General features: G+C 74.2%; 13 protein-coding genes. 3 read left to right on the top strand and 10 right to left on the bottom strand.

All coding sequences use genetic code 11. The features are described from left to right. Positions 1-129 precede the first annotated feature (129 nt). On the bottom strand, positions 130-276 hold the full coding sequence (locus CRT23_RS28650) for a hypothetical protein (RefSeq protein ID WP_181017442.1): 147 nt from the start codon (positions 274-276) through the stop codon (positions 130-132). Positions 277-606: 330 nt separating this feature from the next. Between CRT23_RS28650 and CRT23_RS23730 the strand changes: the two genes are divergently transcribed. Next, positions 607-828: a hypothetical protein gene (locus tag CRT23_RS23730; protein ID WP_055953892.1), complete on the top strand. Its 222-nt coding sequence runs from the start codon at positions 607-609 to the stop codon at positions 826-828. 254 nt (positions 829-1,082) lie between these two features. Here the strand turns inward: CRT23_RS23730 and CRT23_RS23725 are convergent, their stop codons facing one another. The 5 genes from CRT23_RS23725 to CRT23_RS23705 all read right to left on the bottom strand — a co-directional run bounded on the left by CRT23_RS23725 (position 1,083) and on the right by CRT23_RS23705 (position 5,591). After that, positions 1,083-1,952, bottom strand: coding sequence for an alpha/beta hydrolase (locus CRT23_RS23725; RefSeq protein ID WP_103712053.1), 870 nt, complete (start codon positions 1,950-1,952; stop codon positions 1,083-1,085). Then, on the bottom strand, positions 1,942-2,859 hold the full coding sequence (locus CRT23_RS23720) for a polysaccharide deacetylase family protein (protein ID WP_103712052.1): 918 nt from the start codon (positions 2,857-2,859) through the stop codon (positions 1,942-1,944). The genes CRT23_RS23725 and CRT23_RS23720 overlap by 11 nt, the downstream gene beginning before the upstream one ends. A 106-nt stretch (positions 2,860-2,965) precedes the next feature. After that, positions 2,966-3,745 (bottom strand): ABC transporter ATP-binding protein, encoded by a 780-nt coding sequence (locus CRT23_RS23715; protein WP_103712051.1) that lies wholly within the window; start codon positions 3,743-3,745, stop codon positions 2,966-2,968. 38 nt (positions 3,746-3,783) lie between these two features. Continuing rightward, on the bottom strand, positions 3,784-4,602 hold the full coding sequence (locus CRT23_RS23710) for an ABC transporter permease (protein ID WP_245436527.1): 819 nt from the start codon (positions 4,600-4,602) through the stop codon (positions 3,784-3,786). 29 nt (positions 4,603-4,631) lie between these two features. Next, the gene (locus CRT23_RS23705) at positions 4,632-5,591 is read right to left on the bottom strand and encodes an NrtA/SsuA/CpmA family ABC transporter substrate-binding protein (protein ID WP_055953906.1); all 960 of its coding nucleotides are present in this window, start codon (positions 5,589-5,591) and stop codon (positions 4,632-4,634) included. A gap of 126 nt (positions 5,592-5,717) precedes the next feature. Between CRT23_RS23705 and CRT23_RS23700 the strand changes: the two genes are divergently transcribed. Further along, positions 5,718-6,626: a LysR family transcriptional regulator gene (locus tag CRT23_RS23700; protein ID WP_055953909.1), complete on the top strand. Its 909-nt coding sequence runs from the start codon at positions 5,718-5,720 to the stop codon at positions 6,624-6,626. 70 nt (positions 6,627-6,696) lie between these two features. Then, positions 6,697-7,821, top strand: a complete 1,125-nt coding sequence (locus CRT23_RS23695; protein ID WP_146056477.1) for a hypothetical protein — start codon at positions 6,697-6,699, stop codon at positions 7,819-7,821. Positions 7,822-7,935: 114 nt separating this feature from the next. On the opposite strand, the gene CRT23_RS23690 is transcribed toward CRT23_RS23695, so the two are convergent. From CRT23_RS23690 to putA, 4 genes are all read right to left on the bottom strand, one after another. Beyond that, complete coding sequence (locus CRT23_RS23690) at positions 7,936-9,165, bottom strand: GGDEF domain-containing protein (RefSeq protein ID WP_103712048.1); 1,230 nt, start codon at positions 9,163-9,165, stop codon at positions 7,936-7,938. A gap of 555 nt (positions 9,166-9,720) precedes the next feature. Then, entirely contained in the window at positions 9,721-13,173 is a 3,453-nt protein-coding gene (locus CRT23_RS23685; protein ID WP_103712047.1) for a YhaN family protein, read from the bottom strand. Between the two features lie 59 nt (positions 13,174-13,232). After that, positions 13,233-14,483, bottom strand: coding sequence for a DNA repair exonuclease (locus CRT23_RS23680; RefSeq protein ID WP_103712046.1), 1,251 nt, complete (start codon positions 14,481-14,483; stop codon positions 13,233-13,235). Between the two features lie 154 nt (positions 14,484-14,637). Next, positions 14,638-18,381: a bifunctional proline dehydrogenase/L-glutamate gamma-semialdehyde dehydrogenase PutA gene (putA, locus tag CRT23_RS23675; protein WP_103712045.1), complete on the bottom strand. Its 3,744-nt coding sequence runs from the start codon at positions 18,379-18,381 to the stop codon at positions 14,638-14,640. Between the last annotated feature and the right edge of the window lie 112 nt (positions 18,382-18,493).

Below are 18,493 nucleotides of genomic sequence, written 5' to 3'. Positions count from 1 at the left end.
GCAACCGCTCGGTGCTCAGCTACCTCACCAAGCCGCTCACCGACCAGATCGCCAAGGCTTGGCGCGAGAAGTAAGGCTTGGCGCGGGCCGCCCCGCCTGAACGGGGGTGGCCGGCGCACCGGCGGGGGATCAGCAGGCCGGCTGGGTCGCGGGCATCAGGCTTCGGAGGACGGCCCGGATATGGGCGCGGAGCGCCAGGACCCGCTCATCGGGCAGGGTCTCGGTTCCTGCCCCCTCGCGTCCCGGACCTGCATGGTATCCGTCGAACCCAGTCATCGGTCGGCGCCCCTCAATGCTACGACGCATTTTTGCAGTGCACAAAAGCAAAAAGTATTATTCCCGATCGGTTGTCAATACCTGCTTGTAGCGCAATTGCAGATCCCGTTCACCAATTGCATCTTCAATGAACGAGGCGCTTAATTCGTCCTGAAGTAAACCGGGATTGAGCAACACCATCCGAGACCAAGCACGCTACGGCCTTCCTTTGACTGGCCCGTCGCCCGCACCCCGAGGCCTGGATCCCGTCCGGCCTGGAGCGGACGGGCGGCAGGCCGGCGGGGGCGACCGGCCCATGCCCGTCCCTGCGTCCCGAGGGCCATTTCCCCGATGCGCTTCCATTTCGATCTCACCGATGGCCGGACCACGATGCCCGACCCGAGGGGCGCCGAAGCGGCCGACCTCGCCGAGGCCATCGCCCAGGCCGCGCTGGTCATCGAGGAACTGCGCAGGAGCGGCGAACTGGTCCATGTCGAGGGTGTCTGGGATCTCGTGATCCGGGATGCGGACGGGCGGGACCTGCATCGCATCCCCGTCGTGCCGAAGGCGTGAGTGCACCGGCATGCACCTCCGAAGCCGAAGCCGAAGCTATGCCGCATCGGCGGGGCCGTGCATTAACTTTCCATGAACTTTCGATGAGCGTCTCGCGATCCGCGGCTCACGCGAACTGGCCTGTCCTGAACCCAGACGAGCCGACGGATTGGCCGGCCGGCCGACCGTCGGGGCGTGTCCGCCGTCACGGCACCGGGCGGCTGCCGCCGAGGGCAGCGGGGTGACGGGCGTGGGGAGCCGACGCCCGGGACAGTTCAGGAATGGCCCAACGCAGCGGCGATGCGGGCCAGGCGCCCGTCCGGATGCGCCAGAGCCTCCAGGATCGAGAAATGATCCGCGCCGTCGAGCGCGACGCAGCGGGTCTCCGGCTCAGCCGCGCGTGCCGCGGCATAGGCCCGCGACTGGCGCCGAAGTTCAGGCAGTTCGTCGGCCCCGTAAGCCACCACCAGGGGGACGCCGCGGCGGGGTGCGAGGCGGATCGGCGACAGCGCCTCGACCTCTCCGGGCGTGAGCCGGAGCGCGTCGTCGAGGGAGGTCCGGCGGATCGGCGCGAGATCGTAGATCCCGCTGATCGCGAGGCCGGCATCGGCGTCCGGTCCGTCCAGCGCCAGGGCGGCGAGGTGCCCGCCCGCGGACCAGCCGGAAACCACGAGGCGCCGGCGCCCCAGGCCTGCCGCCGCATCGTGCGCCCGCAGGGCGCGCAGGGACGCCCCGATCTCGTCAGCGATCCGGGTCAGCGACGCCTCCGGCGCCAGGGTGTAGCCGATCAGGGCGACGTCGAGGCCGAGGGCGAGCGGTCCCTCGGCCAGGCAGGCGAAGCCCTCCTTGGCGTTGCGCTGCCAGTAGCCGCCATGGATGAAGGCCAGGAGCGGGGCGCCGGCACGGCCGCAGGCGAACAGGTCGATCCGATTCCGGGGACCGGCAGCGTGGGCCGGACCCGGATCGTAGGGCAGGTCGAGGGTGTGACCCGGGCGGGCCCGGAGCGCGGCGCTGCGCAGCCGCCAGTCGGCGAGGCGGGCGGCGCTGTCGGCGACCGCCCCCGAATTGTCGTAGGCCCGGCTCAAGGCCGCGCGGTCGAGGTCCCGCCAGTCGATCGGGGGCGTCCCGTCGGTCTCAAGCCGCATCGCCGGTTCCCCGGTACCAATCCACGAGTTCGCCGCCCTGGGCGAACCAGACGTCGTCGCGGGCGAGGAGCGCGTCGAGGAGCCGTTCCAGCAGCCCGATGCGGTGGGGTACGCCGGTGATGTAGGGGTGGATGGCGAATCCCATCACCTTGGCGCCGCCCAGCGGCCCGTGGCCGGCCGCCTCCGCGGCGAGGCGCTCGACCTGGGCCAGCGCCCGGTCCACGAACTCGTCGGCACGGTGATGCTGGATCGCCAGCAGGGGAATGTCGTTCAGCTCCACCGAGTAGGGCAGGGCGATGAGCGGGCGCGTCGCGGTGGCGATGCGGCTGGGCCGGTCGTCCACCACCCAGTCGCCCACATAGTCGAGGCCGGCGGCGGCGAGGTGGTCCGGGGTATCGAGGGTCTCGGTCAGGCCGGGTCCGAGCCAGCCGCGCGGGTTCGCCCCCGTCACGGCGCGGATCGTCGCCAGGGTCCGGGCGATCATCGCGGGCACGTCCGCGATGCGGTGGGTCGGGACCTGGTGGAAGCCGTGCCCCATGAACTCCCAGCCGGCGGCGTGGGCTTCTTGGGCCACGCGGGGATAGGCCTCGCAGACCGAGCCGTTGATCGACAGGGTCGGGCGGATCCCGCGCGCCTGGAAGGCCGCGAGGAAGCGCCAGAACCCGACGCGCATCCCGTATTCGTGCCAGCCCCAGTTGGCGAGGTCGGGCAGCAGGGGCGCGCCGGTCGGGGCCACCAGGATCTGGCGCGGCATCGGGTTGTCGATGAGCCAGTGCTCGACATTCACCACCGGCCAGATCGCCACGTGCTTGCCCTCCGGCAGGACGAGGCGCGGCCGGTCGATGGCGGCCCGGTAGGCGAGGCGGCGCTCGGGGCGGCGGGGATCGGAAAAGTCCGGTTCGGTCATGGGGGGCTCGACGCGGCACCAGAGGTTGGAATTTCAGAGGGCGACGTGCGCCCCCCCTTTCCCCTTCCCACGAGGGGAAGAGGGACCCGTGCCGGGCTTCAGGGCCTCACGCGGCGACGCGGCCGTGGTGGCTGTGGAGCTGGGCCGAGAGCATGCGGCGGATGTCGTTGAAGGCCGGGCTCGAGACGTCGCGGCGACGGGGCAGGGCGATGTCGTGGACGGCGTCGATCCGGCCGGGGCTCGGCGACATCACCACGACGCGGTCGGCGAGGAAGATCGCCTCCTCGATGGCGTGGGTGACGAACAGCACGGTGAGGCCGGTGCGGCTCCAGAGCTCGAGGAGCTCGTCCTGCAGGCGCTCGCGGGTCATGGCGTCCAGCGCCCCGAAGGGCTCGTCCATCAGCACCACCTCGGCCTCGTTGGCGAGCACCCGGGCGATGGCGACGCGCTGCTTCATGCCCCCCGAGAGCTGGTGGGGATGCGCGTCCGCGAAGGCGCCGAGGCCCACGAGGTCGATGTAGCGGGCCACCGTGTCGCGGATCTCGGCGGCGGGGCGCCCGCGGGACTTCGGGCCGAAGCCGATGTTGTCGCGCACGCTCAGCCAGGGAAAGAGGCCGTAATCCTGGAAGACCATGCCGCGCGACGGATCGGGGCCCGCGATGGGCTGGCCCCACATCAGGGCCTGGCCGGAGGAGGGCGCCTCGAAGCCGGCGGCGATGCGCAGCAGGGTGGACTTGCCGCAGCCCGAGGCGCCCAGCAGGCACACGAACGCGCCGCGCGCCACCGTGAGGTTGGCACCCTTCAGGGCGGTCACCGTCTGGCCCTGAACCGCGAAGGTCTTGCCGACGTCGCGGATCTCGAGGATCGGGAGAGTGGGTTCAGCCATGGGGCACCTCAGCCCGTAACACCTCAACCCGTAACACCTCAACCATGGGACGGGCTCCAGGCCAGGAGGCGGCGACCGATCCCCATCACGATCCGGTCCGACAGGAAGCCGGCGACCCCGATGACGATCATGCCGCAGATGACGATCTCGGTGCGCGAGAGCTGGCGCGCCTCCATGATGATGGCGCCGAGCCCCGTCTGCACGCCGGTCATCTCGCCGACCACGATGACGACCCAGGCGAAGCCGAGGCCGAGGCGCAGGCCGGTGAAGATCGACGGCAGGGCGGCGGGCAGGACCACCCGGGCGAACTGGGCCGAGCCCCGGCAGCCGAGCATGCTGGCCGCCTCGAACAGGCGCGGCTCCACCGAGCGCACCCCGAAGATGGTGTTGACCAGGATGGGGTAGAACGCCCCGAGGAAGACGAGGAAGTAGGCCGAGCGCGGCCCGAGGCCGAACAGGATCATGGCCAGCGGCAGCCAGGCGGTCACGGGCACGGGCCGCAGGATCTGGAAGGTCGGGTCGAGGAGCTGGCGCATCAGCGGCACCCGGCCGATGAGGAGGCCGAGGGGCAGGGCGAAGAGCACCGCCAGCCCGAAGCCGCCGTAGACCCGCGACAGCGAGGCGCCCAGATGGGTGAGCAGGGTGGCGCTGAAGGCGTCGTCGTTGATGCCCCCCACGGCGAGATCGACCAGCGCCGTCCAGACCTCCGCGGGCGGCGGGATCAGGCTGTAGGGCCGCCCCGTCGTCAGGAGGTGCCAGACGATGGCGAGCCCGGCGGGGATCGCCAGGGCCAGGGCCGCTTCCCGCAGGCGCCCCCAGGGCCATGCGAAACGCGGGCGGGGCGGGGCCGCCGGCACGGACGCCGCGACGACGGCCGGCGCGGCGCTCACGCGTCCCTCATGGCATCGACGAAGCGGGTGTCGATGAAGGTCGCGAAATCGGGCAGGCGCTTGATCTGCTTCAGCGCCAGCATGCGGTCGGCATAGACCTTGGCCTGGGCGATCTCGGTCGCGCCGAGCTTCCATTTCAGCTCGACATTCGGGGCGGAGAGCTCCAGCGCCTCCCGCTTCTGCCCGAGCTTGGCCACCGCCATGGCGATCATCGCGGCGCGGTTGCCCTGCGCGTAATCCGTGGCCTTGCGGTGGATCTCCAGCATCGTGCGGACGATCTCGGGCCGCTGCGCCGTGGTGTCGGCATGGGCGCCGAACACCATGTTGAGGGCGCCCATCTCGGTCCCGTAGGGATACTCGACGAGGCTGCCGACGCCGCTGGCCAGGCTCACGCCCGGTGCCGGCTCGGCGCCCACATAGGCGTCCACGTCGCCCCGCGCGAGGGCGATGTGCATCTCCGAGAACGAGATCCGCACCGGCGTGATGTCCTTCACGCTCATCCCCTCCTGGCGCAGGCGCTCCAGGGCGAAGACCTCCTGGGTCGAGCCGGGCCAGAGGGCGACGCGCTTGCCCTTGAGGTCCTTGAGCGTGGCGATGCCCGCATCCTTCTTGGCGATGATCGCCATGCCGCGGTTGCAAGTCGAGGCGATGATGACCAGGGGCTCGCCGGCCGCCGCCCCGAGGGTGCCGGCCGCGATGCCGAAGGTCCCGAAATCCACCGACTTCGTCACCACCGCGTTCTTGCACTCGGTGGGGCTCTCGAAGGGCACGACCTCGACCTTGAAGCCCGCCGGGGTGAACTGCTCGTAGAAATGCGGCGCGATCGAGTGGATCAGCTTCAGGGAGCCCATCCGGATCACGGTGGGGGCCTGGGCCCGGGCCGGGCGGGGAAGGCCGAGGGGCGCTGCCAGGAGGCCGGCGCCGAGGCCGGCCAGGAGGGTGCGACGGCGGATCATGAGCAGGGCTCCGGACAGCGATTCTCTCGCTCGAAGCTAGAACCGGCTCCTGTTGCACGCGAGTGCTGTTTCTTGACTGGCCCGTTGCTCTTCGGGCAACAGGGACGGAACCGGCGGACCCGCACGATGAAGCACCTACGCATCCTCACCTACGTGGCGGAAGTGGCGCGCCACGGGGCGATCCGCCGGGCGGCGGAGCGGCTCAATATTACGCCCTCCGCCCTGACCCGGCAGATCCAGGATCTCGAATACGAACTCGGCACGCCGATCTTCGAGCGGGTGGCCCAGGGCATGCGCCTCAACGCGGCCGGCGAATTGCTGGTGCGCCACATCCGCGACCAGCGCGCCGACCTGGAGCGGGTGCGCTCGCAGATCGCCGACCTGTCCGGCGTCCGGCGCGGCCACGTGGCGCTGGCCTGCAGCCAGGCCTTCGTCAACCACGTGGTGCCGGACGAGGTCGAGGCCTACCGGGCGCAATTCCCGCAGGTGACCTTCACCGTGCAGGTCCGCGACCATGTCCAGGCGGTGGCGGCCCTGGCCCAGTTCGAGGCCGACCTCGCCCTGGTGCTGCAGCCGCCGCCGTCCGCCGACATGCAGGTGCTGTTCTCCTGCCGCCAGACGCTGTGCGCCCTGATGCGGGCCGAGCATCCGCTGGCCGCGGAGACCGGCCCGGTGCGCCTGCGCGACTGCCTCGCCCACCCGATGGCCCTGCCGGACCGCTCCCTCGCCATTCGCCACCATTTCGACGACGCCCTCGCCCGGCGGGGCGCGCCGGTGAACGCCGTCATCGAATCGAGCTCACTGGAATTCCTGCGCAACCTCGTCCTGCGCGAGGACGCGGTCAGCCTGCAGGTTCCGAGCGGCATCCCCGACGATCCGCGCCTGCGCTCGCGCCCCATCGACACGCGCGACCTCGCCCCGATGGCGCTGATCCTGGCGCAGCTGCGCGGTCGCACCCTGCCGGTGGCGACGGCGAAGTTCGCCGACCGCTTCGCCAGCAGCCTGCACCAGCGCTATGGCGTCGAGGCAGGCTGACGGCGGGGGCCGGGATGCGCGTCCTCGGCCGCGTCCCCATCTCGTCCGGACCACCGGAACGGGATCGGACATGACACGGATGCGCCTGCGCGACGGTGCGGCCTGGTTCTCCGCGGCCGCGGGCTGGATCGGCCTCCTGGCCGGCGGCGCGACCCTGGCGATCGCGGCGGCACCGGTCCTCGCACCCGCCTACCTCGCGGGCCGCCTGCTCGCGGCGGCCGAGGATCCCGGCGCCCTGGCGGAGATCCGCCTGGAGCGCGCGGCCACGCCGGAGCGCCTGGAGGCGGGGCTCGATGCCGCGATCGCGGCGGAGGACGAGGACCTGGCCCTGAGCTTCCTGGCGCTGGCCGAGACGCGCGGCCTGCCCGTCGATCCGACCCGCCGGGCCCGCGTGGAGGCCCTGGCGCAGGGCCGGATGGGCCGTGCCGCCCGGGACTTCGCGGCCGGGGCAGTCTCGGGCACCGCGGAGGGGGCGGCGGGCCTCGCCGGCACCCTCGCGGCCGACGTGACCGGGCTCGGCGACCTGCGCGACCTCCTGCGCGAGGGCGGGCGCTACGCCCGCGCCGAGCCCTACGACCCGCTCCTCCTCGGCATGGCCCTGGTCGGCCTGCCCCTCACCGCCGCCACCTGGGCGGCCGGGGCGGGGGCGGCCCCGCGCGCGGGCATGACCGTGCTGAAGGCGGCCCGGCGCGGCGGCCGGCTCTCGCCCGCCCTGGCGTCGAGCCTCGGGCGCACCGTGCGGGCGGGCCTCGACGGAGAGGCCCTGGCCCGCGCGGTCGGCGCCTCCGCCCGCCTCGACCTCGCCGGCGCCCGGACGGCCGCGAGCCTCGCCATCCGTCCCGGCACGGTGGCGCGCCTGACGACCCTCGCCGGCGAGTCCCTCGTCCTCGGCCGCCGCACCGGCCAGCGCGGGGTGATGCAGGTGCTCGGCCTCGCCCGCGACCCGGGCGACGTCACCCGCGCGGTCCGCCTCAGCGAGCGCCTCGGCCCCCGCACCCGCGCCACCCTGGCGCTTCTCGGCCGCGGCGCCCTGGCCCTCGGTGCCGGCCTCACGGCCCTGGCCAGCGCCCTGCTGGCGGGGCTGGCCTGGTGCCTGGGTCTGGCCCTCTTCTGCCGACGCCTCGGACTGCTCCTCGGCCGCGCGATCTGGCGCCGGCCCAGGCCCCCGAGCCTGCGGAACGCGGCCGGGAAGTGACGGAATCGTCGGCTCGGAGGCGCGACCCTTCGACGTATTGAGGCGCGCGAGGCCGGTCCGGCCGGAGCAGGTCCGGGACGCCAAGGCCAGGGGGACCCTAGGCCGGGGGGACGCCTAGGCCAGACGCAGATCGGCCTGCGCCGGGGCATGGGCCGGCCCCACCGCGCCCCCCGCCACCGGGCCGGGCGCCGGCGCAGGCTTCCGCTCGCAGCAGACGCGGTTCCGCCCCTGGGCCTTCGCCTGGTAGAGGGCGGCGTCGGCCTGCCGCGTCGCCTCTTCGAAGCTCGCCGCGTCCCGCCCCATCATGGCGACTCCGATGCTCACCGTGACCGTCAGCGCCCCGGACCGGTGCGGAAACGGCGCCTCCGCGACGGCCGCCCGCAAGCGTTCGGCCACGGGCAGGAGTTCCTGCGGACCCGCGCCCGGAAGGACGACGAGGAACTCCTCGCCGCCCCAGCGGGCGACCAGGTCCGTGGTCCGGAGCGTTGCCGTCAGGCGGGCCGCGAACGTCGCCAGGACGGCGTCCCCGCTCGCGTGGCCGTAGCGGTCGTTGATGGACTTGAAGTGGTCGAGGTCCAGGATCAGGACCGCGCCCAGCGGCTGCCGGCCCGGGGCCGGAAGGCGGAGGCGCAGCAGCTTCTGCAGGCCGCGGCGGTTGGAGAGCCCCGTGAGCGAATCCGTCTCGGCCAGGTGCAGGAGCGTCCGGTTGGCGCGCTCGGCGGCCATCGCCATGTAGCCGAAATAGGCGAAGACCCCAATGACCTGATCCAGGATCATGGAGCTGCGGGCGGTCTCCGCCGAGGCCATCGGCCAGTCGGTGGCGACGAGGATTCCGATCGAGGCGACGAAGACCAGCGCGTAGGATCCGAACGCCACGGTGACGATGGATTGCGACCACAGGCGTTCGACGCCCGGCGAGAGGCGAACGGTCTCGTAGGCGGCCAGGAGGGCGACCCCGAGGCAGCAGAGGAACACGGCCGCGAGCGCCAGGCGGTGGGCGACACCGGCTGCGAGCAGCAGGGGATAGAGGAGCCCCGGGAGGACCGTGAGACAGATCCCGAGATCGATCCGCACGGGGCGGCCGAAGAAGCTGCGCAGGCCGGTCCAGCACAGGACCAGACTCGCGGCATAGAGCCCATAGACGATCACCGCGATCCAGACCGGCGGGGCGGCCGAAGGGACCTGCATCATGATGAGCGATCCCACCATCGACGTCCCCATGGCGCCCATCCATTGCCAGAGAAAGGTCTGCTGCCGCTGCGTGAGGGCCGTGACGAGAAAGACGACGACGTAGGCGCACCGGCTGGCGGCACTGGCGAAGTGAAGCGTATGGAGATCAAGCATCGCAGGGCTCCATCTCCACGCACAGCAGCCTCATCTTCGAGGCAATCGCGGCGTCGGCGGGCGCACACCTGGAACGCGTCATTTCAACAGATCCGAACGCGCACTGAATTCTCGATGTAAGCCGTCTCTTACAATCATTGATCTATACTTTGAAAACAAATATATTCCTATCGAGCCAGGCTTATAAGGCTGTCTTTGAACAAGTTCAAAGGCACAGCATGCGGCATGCTTAAGGGTGTATTCAGGCGGTCCCCCGCGTTGTCCGGGCCGGACCCGCGGCCGGGTTGCGCCGCGCGCGACATGGCTCGGCGCTCGCGGTCGCCGCGACCATGCCCCTCGCGATCCCCGACGCAGCGGAAGTCGGGTTCCACGCGCGGATCGCTCCCCTGCCCCAGGCCGGCTTCACGGGTCACCTCGGCCGCGACGGAGGCGGGAACGCCGCGGGGGACGTCCCTCTTCGTGCCGCGTCAGTCCTCCGCCATCGCCGCCCTGCGCGTGGGTGCGGGCCTCGGCGACCGGTTCTGAGCGAGCCGCGCCCGAGGCGGCGCCCCTACACTAAAGGTCGAGCACGTCCACCGCATCCCCCAGGCGCGCCCGGGCCAGGTCCGCCACGTGGCGGTGGTGGGTGAACAGGATCGGCTGGATCGTGTCGCCCACCGCCGCCAGGGCCTCGAGACCGTGGGCGGTGCGGGCGTCATCGAAGGTGAGGAACAGGTCGTCGCCGATGAAGGGGGCGGGCTCGGCGCGGGCGGCGTAGTCCTCCAGGTAGGCCAGGCGCAGGGCGAGGTAGAGCTGGTCGCGGGTGCCCTCGCTCAGCCCCTCCACGGGCACGAGTTCGCCCGAGGCCCGGCGCCCCGCGAGGCGGGGGATGTCGGCGGCGTCGTAATCCTGGGCGAGGCCCGCGAAGGCGCCTCCGGTCAGGCCCCCGAACAGGGCGCCGGACCGGGTGAGCAGCGGGTCCTGCTGGCCGGCCCGGTGGCGGCCGATGGCGGTGCCGAGCATCAGGCTCGCGAGCTTCAGCACCGCCCAGTGCCGGGCATTGGTCTGGAGTTCGGCCTCCGCCGCCTTGCGCTGGGCGAGCGCCAGCTCGGCCCCGATGCCGCCCTCCAGCTCGACGCGACGGCGCTCGTGCCGATCGCGGTCGGCGAAGGCGCGCTGTCCGCGCTGATCCAGGTCCTCCGCCTCCGCCGCCAGGTTGGCGAGCGATCCCTCGATGTCGTCGCCGGTGAGGGCGGCGAGGTCCCCTCGGAGATCCGCCTCGGCGAGGCCGTCGGCCGCCCGGGCCAGTTCGGCGCGGCGCTCGGCCAGTTCGGCCTGGCAGGCCCGCCGGTCGGTGAGGCGCCCGTGGAGCGCCTCCGGGTCGGTGCCGGGGGGCAGCCCGGCCGCCGGCCCCTCGGCCATGAGCGCGGTCAGGTCGGCAGCCGCGGCCTGCGCCGCCCGGGCCGCCTGCATCCGCGCCGCCTCGGCGGCATCGCGCTGGCGCGCCAGCTCCGCCCGGCGGGTCTCGCCCCGGAGGGCGTCCTGCAGGCGGGTGTGCAGCGCCTTCATGGCGGCGGTGGGGGGCAGGGCGGCGAGATCGGGCGCCACCGCCGCGGTCAGGCGCGCCACAGCCTCGCGATAGACCGCGATGTCGCGCGCAATGCCGTTGACCCGGCCGAGGCGATTGTCGCGCTCGGACAGGGCCGCCGGCACCGCCCGCCAGGCGGCCAGCGCCGCCTCGGCCTCGTCCGGCGTGGCCTCGGCGGCCAGGCCGAGATCGGCGAGAGCGGGCCCCCAGGCCGTGCGCCAGGCGGCTTCGCGGGCCAGGGCCTCGGCGAGGGCCGCCGCCGTGCGGGCGATCTGCTCGGCGGCGGTCTCGGCGCGGGTCTTGGCCTCGCGCACCGCTTCCCAGTGCAGGGCGAGTTCGCCGACCCGGTCCTCGAGGCGGACGAGCATCCGGCCGAGATCGAGGCCGTCGAGGTCGGGCAGGCCGGCCCGTCGGCTGAGATCGGCCAGGGGCGCCCGGCAGGCCTCGACCCGGGCGGCCATGCGCGCCTGCTCCAGCCGGGTGGTCTCCAGCCCCTGCGCGGAATCCTGGAGGGTCTCGACCTCCGTGAGCCAGGCGGCCATCTCGGCCGGGGCGGCGGGCTCGATCCCGCACGGAGCCCAGGCGGCCCGCCACGCGGCGGCGCCCTCGGCCAGCCGCGCTTCGCAGGCGGCGAGGGCCTCGTCCGCCGCGGCGGCCTCGGCCTGCTCGGCCGCGAGGCTGCGGGTGTCGGCGCCCTGCTCGGCCACCCGGGCGGCGTCGCTCACGAGGTCGTCGGCCGCCCGGTCGGCGGCGGCGAGGGCCGCGCCGAAGCGGGCGAGGACGTCGGGGGCGCCCCCGGGCAGTTCGGCCAGGAGGGCGTCGCGACGGGTGCGCAGGGCCAGGAGGTCCGCCAGGCTCGGGATCGGCCGGCCGGCGGCCCGGGCCTCCAGGCGGGCGCGGCGCTGCGCCACCGCCCCCTGTGCCGCCGCCAGGCGGTCGGCCGCCCGGTCGCGCTCGCGCAGCGCCCCGTCGAGGGTGCGCCGGTAGCGCGCCACCGCCTCGGCCGAGGGCGGGCGCCCGGCGGCGTAGGCGTCGAGATCCGGGATCGGGGGACTGAGACGGCCGGCCTGGGTCCGGATCGAGGCCGCCTCGCGGGTGAGGGCGGCGTCGAGGTCGTCGCGCCGGTCGAGGTCGCGGCGCAGGCCCGCGAAGGCCTTCAGGTCGGTCCGCAGCGGAGCCGGATCGGCGAGGGCGCCCGCGCCCGCCGTGGCGGCGGCGAGGCGGTCCCGCTCGGCCTCCCGGGCGGCGAGGTCCTGGCGCAGGCGGGCGATCGTGGCGGCGTCCTCGCGGCCGGCGCGGATCAGGCCCTCGATGCGGGTGCGGGCCGCATCGGAGGGCTGGCGGGCGCGCAGGGCCTCGGCATCCGGAAGGCCGATCCGGGCCGCGAGCTGGGCGAGTTCGCGCGCGAAGGCATCGGCCTCGCCCTGGATGCGGGGCAGGTCGATGCCGCCCTTGTCGAAGCGGTCGGTGCCGCGGAACGCCTCCAGGATCTCGTCGGCCCGGGCGAGCACGCCCTCCTCCACCGGCACCTGCTCCAGGGCCAGGGTGGCCTCCGCGGCGGCGGCCTGGGTGCGGGCCGCGGCCTCCGCCGTGGTGCGCCGGACGGTCAGGGCCTGGCCGAGGCGATCGATCCAGGCCTCCGGCACCGCGATCAGGTCGGGCTCGGCCTCGGCGCGGGCGGCGGCCGCATCGATGGCCTGGAGAAGCGGGCCGACCCGGCGCAGGCGGGTGAGCCGGGCCTGCTCGGCGGCGATGCGCGCGCGCTCCGCCTTGAGGGCGACGAGGGTCGCCCCGGCGCCCTCGATCTCGCCGTTGAGGTCGCGCCAATCGCCCGCCCGCAGCTCCCCGGCACGGATCGCCTTGCGGGCCTCGTCGTAGCGCTGAAGCGCCTGGTAGAACGTCCGGCTCTGGGCGGCACGCGGCATGAAGATGCCGGCGGCCTCGGTCTCGAGCTCGGCCTGAAGGCCGCTGTAGCCGCGCAGGCCCGAGGCCGCCGCGAACAGGCTGGCGCCGACCTCGCCCTCGGCATCCATCATCTCGGCCGCCCCCGCCCGCAGGGCGCGGGCGTCGAGGCCGAAGGCGCGGCAGAACACCTCGCGGGACAATCCGCCGAGGAAGGGCGCCAGGGCATCCTCCGGCAGGGCCGCGTCGGCGGCGTCCACGAGGGTGTTCCGGTTGCCCTTGCGCCGCCGGAAGCCGAGGCGGCGCCCGTCCGCGGCGCGGATCTCGGCGCCGATCCGCATCTGCGGCATGTCGTGCAGGAAGTCGTAGCGGGTCCGAGTCTCGATGCCGAACAGCAGGTCCGTGACGGCGCTGAGCGCCGAACTCTTGCCGGCCTCGTTGGCGCCCAGCACCACGTGCAGGCGCGCATCCTCGCGGAACGTGACGGTGCGGTCCGTGAAGGGGCCGTAGCGTTCGAGGACGAGGGAGAGGAGACGCATTGGAACCTTGGGGGGAAGGCGGGTCTGACGCTCGGGGCGGGCGACGGCGGGTTCGGGCCCTAGCAGGTCCGCCCGGAGAGGCGGCCGAGGATCACCGCCTCCGCCTCCGCGCAGAGGGCCTCGAGGTCGGCGGCGAGGTCGTCCTCGGCGGCGAGGCCGGCCGGCATCTTGGCGGCGATCTCGGCCAGGGCCGCCCGGGCGCGGGCGCGGAATTCCGGCTCGTGGTCCACCGCTGCCAGCAGCGTGGCGGGGTCGATGGCCGCGAAGGCGTCGGGGCGGGCCTCGGCGACGGGCCGGCGCGGACGGGCGGTCTCGATCTTCAGGCGCTCCAGCCAGATATCCTCGTGGATGCGGTGGGCGGCGGCCTGGATCTCGGCAGTGAGCCCCTCGCGGTCGGCCGCCAGGCGGTCATGGGCGGGGGTCTCCCCCCGCAGGCGCACCCGCACGGCGATGAGGCGCGCCGCGGCGGCCTCCGCCAGGGGGCGCAGGGCCGCCTCGACCAGGGCGACCGCCGCGCGCTCGTCCGGCACGCCGGCGAGATCGACGTCGACCGGCTGGAAGCGGGCCTGGTCGACGATGAGACGCTCGACGCCCTGCACCCGCCCGTCGGCGACGGACACCGCGACGGCGCCCTTCTGGCCGGGCTCCCGGATGCTGCGCCCCTGGAGGTTCCCGGGAAACACGATCCAGGGGTCGCGGGCGAGTTCGGCATACTCGTGCACGTGGCCGAGCGCCCAGTAGGCGTAGCCCCGCCCCGCCAGGTCGGCCACCGAGCAGGGGGCGTAGGTGGCGTGGGCCGCGTGGCCGGTGCAGGAGGTGTGCAGGATGCCGATGTTGAACCAGCCCGGCAGGGCGGGCGGATAGGTGAGGGCGTAATTCTCCTCCACCGCCCGGTTGGGGAAGCTGCGGCCGTGCAGCGCCACCCGGACGTCCTCGAGGCGGTGGGTCTCCGCCCGGGTCGTCGGGAAGCTGCGCACCGAGTCCGGCAGGGTGATCGATCGGGTGATGACGCTCTCGGCGTCGTGGTTGCCGCGCACCAGGATGACGGGGATGCCGGCCCGGTCGAGGCGGGCGACCTGCCGGGCGAAGAACAGCCCGATGGTGTTGTCGGACCAGTCGCCGTCATAGACGTCGCCGGCCACGATCAGGAAGGCGACGCTCCGCTCGATCGCCAGGGTGATGAGGTCCTCGAAGGCCCGGCGCCCCGCCGAGGCGAAGCGCCGGGCGATGTCGGGGTCCTTGAGGGCGAGGCCGCTGAGCGGGCTGCCGAGATGCAGGTCGGCGGCGTGGATGAAGGTGAACGCGGACATGCTGTGCGGATGAGGGGCCCTGAGAGGCGTCCGAGGCGGGAGGATGCGGGCACCAGGGTCGCGGGTTTGGCGCCCGATTGCAACGTGGGCGTCCGGATCCGCCCACAAGTCCTTACAATACCACGGCTTTCGGTCCGGGTCGCGCCGGCGGCCCTCACCCGTCGAGGGTCATCAGGCTGGCATTGCCGCCGGCGGCCGCCGTGTTGAGGCTGACCACGCGTTCGCGGACGAGGCCCTCGACCGGATAGGCCTCGGTGCCGGCGGCCGGATCGGGGCGGGGCCGCAGGATGGCCACCAGGGGCCCGGGACGGGCGGCCAGGGCCGCGGCGAAGGCCGTCAGGGTCTCGGCCTCGCCCTCCCACAGGACCGCGTCGGCAGCGGTCTCCGGATCGGCGGCCCGGATGACCCCGTCCAGGGCGGGCGGCAAGGGGCGGGGCAGGGGGTGGGGCAAGGGCTGGAGGGAGGGTTGGAGGGAGGGTCGGGAGAGGGCGGCGAGGAGCGTCCGGGCCGCCGCGGTGGGGCCGAGAACGACGCGGTTGCCGGTGGCGAGCGCCGCGCCGATCTGGGCCGCGAGGCCGGTCCCGGTTGTCGCCCGGCACAGGATGGTGCCGCGCGGATGCAGGCCGTAGCGGTTCTCCTCGCCTACGGGTCCCGGCAGTAGGAGCCCGCCGCCCACGGGGCTGCCGGCGATCAGCGCCTCCGCGGCCGCGGCCTCCCCGGGCCGGCCCTGATCGCGCAGCCATCGGGCCCAGGCCAGGGCCGCCGGGGCGGGAGGCCCGGGCGGGAGGCCGGTCCCGGCCGGGGCGGCGGCGAGGAGGCGCCGCAGCATGAGCGGGCCGCCGGCCTTGGGGCCGGTGCCGGACAGGCCGTGCCCGCCGAAGGGCTGCACCCCGACCACGGCCCCGACGAGGGTGCGGTTGACGTAGAGGTTGCCCGCCGCGCTCTGGGCGCAGGCCCGGGTGATCGCGGTGTCGAGGCGGGTCTGGATGCCGAAGGTGAGGCCGTAGCCGGTGGCGTCGATGGCCGCGATCGTCGCCGCGAAGGCGGCGCGCTCGAAGCGCACCACGTGCAGCACCGGGCCGAAGACCTCGCGGGTGAGGGCGGCGACAGACGGGATCTCGATCACGGTCGGGGCGACGAAGGTGCCCCGATCGCAGGATGCCGGCAGGGGCGCCCGATGCACGGGATATCCGGCGGCGCGCATCGCGGCGACGTGGGCCTCGATGGCGTCGCGCGCCTCGGCGCCGATCACCGGGCCGATATCGGTGGCCAGCCGGTCCGGGTTGCCGACCCGCCACTCGGCGAGCGCCCCCGTCAGCATGGCCAGGGTCCGGTCGGCGATCTCCGCCTGCAGCGCCAGCAGGCGCAGGGCCGAGCAGCGCTGGCCGGCGGAATCGAAGGCCGAGACCAGGGTGTCGGCCACCACCTGCTCGGTCAGGGCCGAGGAATCGACCACCAGGGCGTTCAGCCCCCCGGTCTCGGCCACCAGGGGCACGGGGTGGCCATCCGGGTTCAGGCGCCGGGCGAGGATCGCCTGGATGCCCGCCGCGACCGCCGTGGAGCCGGTGAACAGGACGCCGTTCACGCGCGGATCGGCGACGAGGGCGGCCCCGGTCTCGCCACCGCCGGGCAGGAACTGGAGGGCGCCGGCCGGCACCCCGGCCGCGCGCAGGATCCGCACCGCCTCGGCGGCGACCAGCGGGGTCTCCTCGGCGGGCTTGGCCACGACGCCATTGCCGGCGGCGAGCGCCGCGGCCACCTGTCCGGTGACGATCGCCAGGGGGAAGTTCCACGGGCTGATGCAGGCGACGACCCCGAGGGGCCGGTGCGTGGCGGCGGTGACGTCCCGGACCGCGCCGGCATAGTAGCGCAGGAAGTCCACCGCCTCCCGCACCTCCGCCAGGGCGTTGGCGGCCGACTTGCCGGCCTCGCGGATCAGGAGGCCGATCAGCGCGGGCTGACGCGCGCTCAGCGCCGCGGCCGCCGCCTCCAGGATCGCCGCCCGCGCCGCGCCCGGCCGCGCGGCCCAGGCGGCGGCGCCGGTTCCGGCCTGGGCCAGGGCGTCCCCCACGAGATCCGCTCCGGCCTCCACCACGGTGCCGACGCGGTCCGCCCGATCGGCCGGGTTGCGGATGTCCCGGCCCGGCCCGGTGCGCTCGGCCTCGGCCAGCATCGGCACCGCCCGCCAGAGACGCGCGCCCTCCGCCGCCAGGCAGTCGGCGAGGTCGGCGAGCCCCTGCTCGTCGGACAGGTCGAGGCCGGCCGCCGCGACCCGGTCGGGGAAGAGGTCGCGGGGCTTCCGGATCGCCGGGTGGGGGGCGCCGACGGGCTGCGTGGCCCGCACCACCGCGACCGGGTCGGCGGCGAGCTCGGCCGCGGCCACGCGCGCATCCGTGACGCGATTGACGAAGGAGGAATTGGCGCCGTTCTCGAGGAGGCGGCGCACCAGGTAGGCCAGCAGCGTCTCGTGGGTCCCCACCGGCGCGTAGATCCGGCAGGGGCGGTCGAGGCCGTTCGGTCCCACCACCGCGTCGTAGAGGGCCTCGCCCATGCCGTGCAGGCACTGGAACTCGTAGCGCCCGAGATGGAAGTCGGGCCCCGCCAGGGTGTGGAGGGCGGCCAGGGTCTGGGCGTTGTGGGTGGCGAATTGCGGGAAGATCGCCTCGGGGGCGGCGAGCATCCGCTCCGCGCAGGCGCGGTACGACAGGTCGGTGTGGACCTTGCGGGTGAAGACGGGGAAGTCCTCCAGGCCCGCCACCTGCGCCCGCTTGATCTCGGTGTCCCAGTAGGCGCCCTTGACGAGGCGGACCATGAGGCGGCGCCCGGAGCGGCGCGCGAGGTCGACGAGGACCGCGGTCAGCGTCAGCGCTCGCTTCTGGTAGGCCTGCACCACGAAGCCGAGGCCGTTCCAGCCGGCGAGGTCCGGGTCGGCGCAGAGGGCCTCCAGGATGTCGAGGGAGAGGTCGAGGCGATCGGCCTCCTCGGCGTCGATGTTGAGGCCGATGTCGTCGCGGCGGGCGAGGCGTGCCAGGGCGGCGACGCGGGGCAGGAGCTCGGCCATCACCCGGTCCCGCTGGGCGCGGACGTAGCGCGGGTGCAGGGCCGAGAGCTTGATCGAGATGCCGGGGCCGGCGAAGGGGCCGCGCCCCGCCGAGGCCGCGCCGATGGCGTGGATGGCGTGCGTGTAGTCGGCCGTGTAGCGCGCGGCATCGGCCGCATTCATCGCCGCCTCGCCGAGCATGTCGAAGGAGTGGGTGAAGCCGCGCGCCTCCTGGGAGCGGGCCTGGCGGAGGGCCTGCGCGATGGTCTCGCCGGTGACGTACTGGCCGCCCATGCGCCGCATGGCCTGGTTGACGCCCGCGCGGACCAGGGGCTCGCCGCCCCGGGCGACGACCCGGGCGAGGGTGCCGGACAGTCCGGCCGCGCGGCGCTCCGCGGCGTGGGCGAGGCGCCCGGCGAGCACCAGCCCCCAGGTGGCCGCGTTGACGAAGCGCGAGGGGCTGTGCCCGAGATGGGCCGCCCAGTCCCCCTGTCCGATCGTGTCGCGGATCAGGGCGTCGCGGGTCTCCGGATCGGGAATGCGCAGCAGCGCCTCGGCGAGGCACATCAGGGCCACGCCATCCTCCGTCGACAGGCTGTATTCCCGCAGCAGGCCCTGGACGCCGCCCACCGGGCCCTGGGCGCGCAGGCGCCCGACGAGGTCGTGCACGAGGCGCGCGGTGACCGCCGCGGCCCCGGGATCCGTCGTCACCGCCTCCAGGCAGGCGGCGACGCGCTCGGGCTCCGGCGCGCAGGTCTCTGCGGTCAGGCGGCGACGCAGGGGCGTCGGCGCGGCGCGCGGCTCCAGGAAGGCACCGAAGGGGCGGGCTGACGACGGTGCCGGATCGGCAGGGCGCATCGCGGGCTCACGGTCTCGGGCGGAGACGCCGCCTCGGCCGGGAAGGATGGGACGCGACGCCGCGCGCGTCGAGGCGCCGCCCGCGGGGGGACGCGCCGAGGCCTGTCCCGAG

This window comes from Methylobacterium sp. V23 (genome assembly GCF_002917135.1).
Lineage (GTDB): Bacteria > Pseudomonadota > Alphaproteobacteria > Rhizobiales > Beijerinckiaceae > Methylobacterium.
Note: the sequence above shows the minus strand (reverse complement) of the source record. Positions and strands in the feature narration are given on the sequence as shown.

Coding starts and splice junctions, on each gene's coding strand:
- CRT23_RS28650 (WP_181017442.1), bottom strand. CDS start 276: ATGACTGGGTTCGACGGATACCATGCAGGTCCGGGACGCGAGGGGGCA.
- CRT23_RS23730 (WP_055953892.1), top strand. CDS start 607: ATGCGCTTCCATTTCGATCTCACCGATGGCCGGACCACGATGCCCGAC.
- CRT23_RS23725 (WP_103712053.1), bottom strand. CDS start 1,952: ATGCGGCTTGAGACCGACGGGACGCCCCCGATCGACTGGCGGGACCTC.
- CRT23_RS23720 (WP_103712052.1), bottom strand. CDS start 2,859: ATGACCGAACCGGACTTTTCCGATCCCCGCCGCCCCGAGCGCCGCCTC.
- CRT23_RS23715 (WP_103712051.1), bottom strand. CDS start 3,745: ATGGCTGAACCCACTCTCCCGATCCTCGAGATCCGCGACGTCGGCAAG.
- CRT23_RS23705 (WP_055953906.1), bottom strand. CDS start 5,591: ATGATCCGCCGTCGCACCCTCCTGGCCGGCCTCGGCGCCGGCCTCCTG.
- CRT23_RS23700 (WP_055953909.1), top strand. CDS start 5,718: ATGAAGCACCTACGCATCCTCACCTACGTGGCGGAAGTGGCGCGCCAC.
- CRT23_RS23695 (WP_146056477.1), top strand. CDS start 6,697: ATGACACGGATGCGCCTGCGCGACGGTGCGGCCTGGTTCTCCGCGGCC.
- CRT23_RS23690 (WP_103712048.1), bottom strand. CDS start 9,165: ATGCTTGATCTCCATACGCTTCACTTCGCCAGTGCCGCCAGCCGGTGC.
- CRT23_RS23685 (WP_103712047.1), bottom strand. CDS start 13,173: ATGCGTCTCCTCTCCCTCGTCCTCGAACGCTACGGCCCCTTCACGGAC.
- CRT23_RS23680 (WP_103712046.1), bottom strand. CDS start 14,483: ATGTCCGCGTTCACCTTCATCCACGCCGCCGACCTGCATCTCGGCAGC.
- putA (WP_103712045.1), bottom strand. CDS start 18,381: ATGCGCCCTGCCGATCCGGCACCGTCGTCAGCCCGCCCCTTCGGTGCC.